5 protein-coding genes and 1 pseudogene are annotated in these 3,935 nt (G+C 73.5%); 1 reads left to right on the forward strand and 5 read right to left on the reverse strand.

Going from position 1 to position 3,935, the window contains the following annotated elements; translation table 11 throughout:
- Positions 1-374 (reverse strand): annotated as a pseudogene (locus tag ACTIR_RS24265) (16S rRNA methyltransferase); the annotation flags it as partial.
- 180 nt (positions 375-554) lie between these two features.
- Here ACTIR_RS24265 and ACTIR_RS0118610 point away from each other — a divergent pair.
- Positions 555-965, forward strand: a complete 411-nt coding sequence (locus ACTIR_RS0118610) for a hypothetical protein (RefSeq protein ID WP_026455409.1) — start codon at positions 555-557, stop codon at positions 963-965.
- A gap of 92 nt (positions 966-1,057) precedes the next feature.
- Here the strand turns inward: ACTIR_RS0118610 and ACTIR_RS0118615 are convergent, their stop codons facing one another.
- From ACTIR_RS0118615 to ACTIR_RS0118630, 4 genes are all read right to left on the reverse strand, one after another.
- Entirely contained in the window at positions 1,058-1,462 is a 405-nt protein-coding gene (locus ACTIR_RS0118615; RefSeq protein ID WP_026455410.1) for an Imm1 family immunity protein, read from the reverse strand.
- 86 nt (positions 1,463-1,548) lie between these two features.
- The gene (locus ACTIR_RS0118620; protein ID WP_026455411.1) at positions 1,549-2,199 is read right to left on the reverse strand and encodes a GNAT family N-acetyltransferase; all 651 of its coding nucleotides are present in this window, start codon (positions 2,197-2,199) and stop codon (positions 1,549-1,551) included.
- A 61-nt stretch (positions 2,200-2,260) separates the two neighbouring features.
- Positions 2,261-2,560 (reverse strand): hypothetical protein, encoded by a 300-nt coding sequence (locus tag ACTIR_RS0118625; protein WP_007025132.1) that lies wholly within the window; start codon positions 2,558-2,560, stop codon positions 2,261-2,263.
- Between the two features lie 177 nt (positions 2,561-2,737).
- Positions 2,738-3,724 (reverse strand): LLM class flavin-dependent oxidoreductase, encoded by a 987-nt coding sequence (locus ACTIR_RS0118630; protein ID WP_026455413.1) that lies wholly within the window; start codon positions 3,722-3,724, stop codon positions 2,738-2,740.
- Positions 3,725-3,935 lie beyond the last annotated feature (211 nt).

A 3,935-nucleotide genomic window follows, 5' to 3' on the forward strand; every position in this document is an offset into this window, starting at 1 on the left:
GCACTGCCGGGTACGGCGTCGTCGGCGCTGCCGGACACGGCGTCGTCGGCGCTGCCGGACACGGCGTCGTCGGCGCTGCCGGAGTCGGCGTCGGCGTCGGCGACCGCCTCCTCGAGCTTGCGCAGGATGCTCCGGTACGGCGGCGCCCCGCCGGGGACGTACGCGCCGTAGATCTCGTGCAGGCCGCGCTTGGTGCGCTTGACGGCGTCGGTGACATCTCCCCCGGACGAGACGAGCGCCCTGCGGGCCACCCGCCGCACGGTGGCCGGGGCGAGGCCGCTGTAGCGCTTGCTCTTGCTCAACGCCGCCTCGACGGCGTCCAGCCGCTCGTCGGAATCCGCCCCGTCGTCGGCCGGGCTCCCGGACACGCGCATCACGCCTTCCCCGCTCCGCCGGAACGGTCCCGCCCGGCACACCCAGTGTAGCGACCGGAACCCGCCGGACCGGCCGTCCCGACACCTCCGGGCGGCACTCCGTCGTCCACACCGGACGGGGGTCCGGAGAGGCCGGGCGAGCCGTAAACCTTCCCTAACGTCAGGGTAGGATTGTCGGGCGTGACCCCAGAGAGTTTCGCCTCCGTGCAGGCCTACAACGCCGCGTACCCGGACTGCCCGATGCCCACGGAGCCGCACCTGCGCCACAGCCTGCGCGGCTACCGCGCCGCGATGGGGGGTGTCACCGACGACCTCACCGCCTCGGGGGAGTCGCCCAGCGCCGGCACGAGCGCGGGACTGCCCGCGACGGCCACGCTCACCGTCGATTTCCTGCCCGGCGGGGCGCCCTTCCCGCACGAGCCGGACCGCACCGGCACCGTGGTGGCGACCCACTGGGGCGAGGCGCCGGTGATCGTGCTCGCCCGACGGGTGTCGCTGCGCGCCGCGTGGGAGGCCGTCCGGCGCGACTGGCCCGGCCGACTGTCCGACGTGTACACCGCGGTGCGCGAGGCCACCGACCGCCCCGACTGACCACCCCCGGCGGTACCCGGTGATCCGGTGCCGGTGGCCGACTGTCGCGCACGCCGTCGGCACTGCGAGTGCGGTCCGTCCTCCCGTGTGGGTCAGCCCTCGTGCGCGGTCAGCGCGTCCTGCCAGCCCACCGCTTCGGGGGCGCCGCCGCCGCTGGTGACGAACTCGACCAGCGCCGTGCGCAGCGTCTCCAGCGGCACGCCGCTGCCCTTGGGGAACTGGGCCTCGGAGACGTCGGACAGCGCGGGCGAGTCCGGGTCACCGACGCTGTAGGCGAGCAGTTCGTCACCGGAGTAGAGCAGGTACCCCCAGCTCTCGTGGATCTGCACGTCGAGCGCCGGGTCGTCCTCCCCCTCGTGCACCGTCGCGGTGTACACCTCCTCACCGGACAGCAGCGAGAGCAGCTCGTCGACGTCGTCGGCCCCCGCGACCGGAACCTCCCGGACGTCGTCGGAACCGTCCGGAGCCACCGTCCGCACCGCCGCGTGGTAGGTCACCGTCGTCGTCCTCCTGCTCGCATCGGCTGTGGGCGTGCCGTCCCATCGTCCGGTACCCGCCCGGCGCGTCCGGCAACCGGGGCGGGTCAGGACCCGACGCCGAACTGCGCCCGGCACGCCTCGTCGAGCCCCGCGATCTCCACGTCCACCGTGCGGTGCCGCCGCCAGTCGGCACGGCTCAACCGCAGCCGTTGCTCCACGGCGGCCTCCCCGCGCACGGCGTGCCGGTCGAGCCCGTCCGGTCGGTAGCCGAGCTTGCGGGACACCGCCAGGGAAGCGGCGTTGTCGGTGAAGGCGCCGGTGACGGCCTCCTCCGCGCCCAGCCCCGCGAAGGCGAGATGCAGCACCGCCGCCCGCATCTCGGTGCCCAGTCCGCGGCCCTGGTACCGCCGCCCGAGCCACGACCCGCTGCCGACCACGCGGGTGACGGCGAACTCTCTCCCGGTGAGCCCCTGGGTGCCCACGACCGCACCACCGTGCAGCACGACGAGATTCAGCTTCCAGTCCCCCGGCTCCCACGCGCCCAGTGTGCTCCAGTGGTGCTGCACGAGCCCCCGCGCCCGCTCGACGGGCGGCCGGTCGGTCCACGGATGCAGGAACGGCATCACCTCGGGTGGGTGGACGCCGTCGACGGCCAGGTCGGCCAGCGCCGCGAGCTCCTCGCCCCCGGGCAGACGCAGCTCCAGCCGCGGGGTGCGCAGGCGCAGCCCGAACACGGGAAAGTGTGCCTCCAGCATCGGCCCATGGTGCGCCGCCACCGCCGGGCCGGGCACGGCATTTTCCGTGCGCGCCCGGCGACTACGTCATGCCCTCGAAGCGCACCATGAGCGTGTCGAGGGCGTGCCTGGTCTGTTCGACCGACTGGGCGGACAGTTCGAGCTGGGCCAGCACGCTCTCGCAGTAGCCGCCGACCTCGTCGTGGGCCGCGGTGCCGCCGAGGCTGTTGCGCAGCAGGTCGGACAGGCCGCCCGCCATCGACAGGGCGTGCTGCACCGCGTTGTGGATGTTCGTGCACTGCTCCACACCCTGATACAGCTGCGCCAGCGTCTCCTCGTGTGTCGCCATGTCGTCGTCCTGTTCTCCGGGTTCCCCGGTCATGTCACCCCCGTGACGTCAACCCGCGGACCACCGCCCGCGGGCCACCCGTGAGACGAGTCGGTCGCTCGTCCGCGCCCGTTTCTCCCCCGGCGCCGACGGGACGACGGGAGCGCATCATGCCACCCCGGACGACGTGGCGGGGCCGATTCGACGAGGTCGGCGGCCCCGCCCGCGGGCTCACCCGCTGAGGCCGGTGGCCTCGGCCAGCAGCTCCATCGAACGGATGCGGTCCTTCGGCGTCGGCCCCTGGTGGGCGGTGATCAGCTCGTCGGCGTCGGCGTGGGTGGCGAACTCGTCGAGGTAGCGCTTGGTCTGCTCGGCCGTGCCGACGGCGCTGTAGCGGACCATGTTCTTGAGCTGGCCGCCCTGCGGGGAGTCCAGGATCGCGTCGGCCTCGGCGTCGGTGAAGTTGCGTCCCCGGCCGACCAGCAGCCGCACCCGCTGCCGCTTGACCACGGTGAACTGCTCCTGCGCCTCCTCCTCGGACTCGGCGGCCAGCACGTTCACCCCGGCGATCACGTACGGCTCGGCGAGCTGGGCGGACGGCTGGAACTTCTCCCGGTAGACCGCCACGGCCTGCTCCAGCGCGTCCGGGGAGAAGTGCGAGGCGAACGCGTACGGCAGGCCGAGCATCGCGGCGAGCTGGGCGCCGAACAGCGACGAGCCGAGGATGTACAGCGGGACGTTCGTGCCCTTGCCGGGGACGGCGTCCACCCCGGGGATGGCGCTGCGTTCGCCGAGGAACGCCTGCAGCTCCTGCACGTCCTGCGGGAACGAGTCCGCCGAGTTGGCGTCCCGGCGCAGGGCACGCAGGGTGTTCTGGTCGGTGCCGGGGGCGCGCCCGAGGCCGAGGTCGATGCGGTCCGGGTGCAGCGTGGCCAGGGTGCCGAACTGCTCGGCGATCGTCAGCGGGGCGTGGTTGGGCAGCATCACCCCGCCCGCGCCGAGCCGGATGCTCCGGGTGTGCGCGGCGACGTGTGCGATGAGCACGCTGGTGGCCGAGGAGGCGATCGCCTTCATGTTGTGGTGCTCGGCGTACCAGACGCGGTGGTAGCCGAGCTGCTCGGCGCGCTGGGCCTGCACCACGGCGGCGTCCAGGGCTTCGCGGTTCGTCTCGTTCTTGCCGACCATGGCCAGGTCGAGGACGGACAGGACAGGGGTCACGAACTTCCACCTTTCCGGCGACCACCGCGCGGAGCGTGCGCTCCGGATTCACTCGTCCCCACTGTACCCGGAGCGGAGCAGATGTTCCGCTTGGTGCGTGGCGGCCCGCCGTGGCCCTACGATGAGGGCGTGACCCGGCAGACGACGCGCGAGACCGCGCCCCCGGACGCCACCGCCGCCGCGGAGGACGCCACCGCCGCCGCGCCACGAC

Source organism: Saccharomonospora iraqiensis subsp. iraqiensis, assembly GCF_000430445.1.
GTDB classification, from domain to species: Bacteria; Actinomycetota; Actinomycetes; order Mycobacteriales; family Pseudonocardiaceae; genus Saccharomonospora; species Saccharomonospora iraqiensis.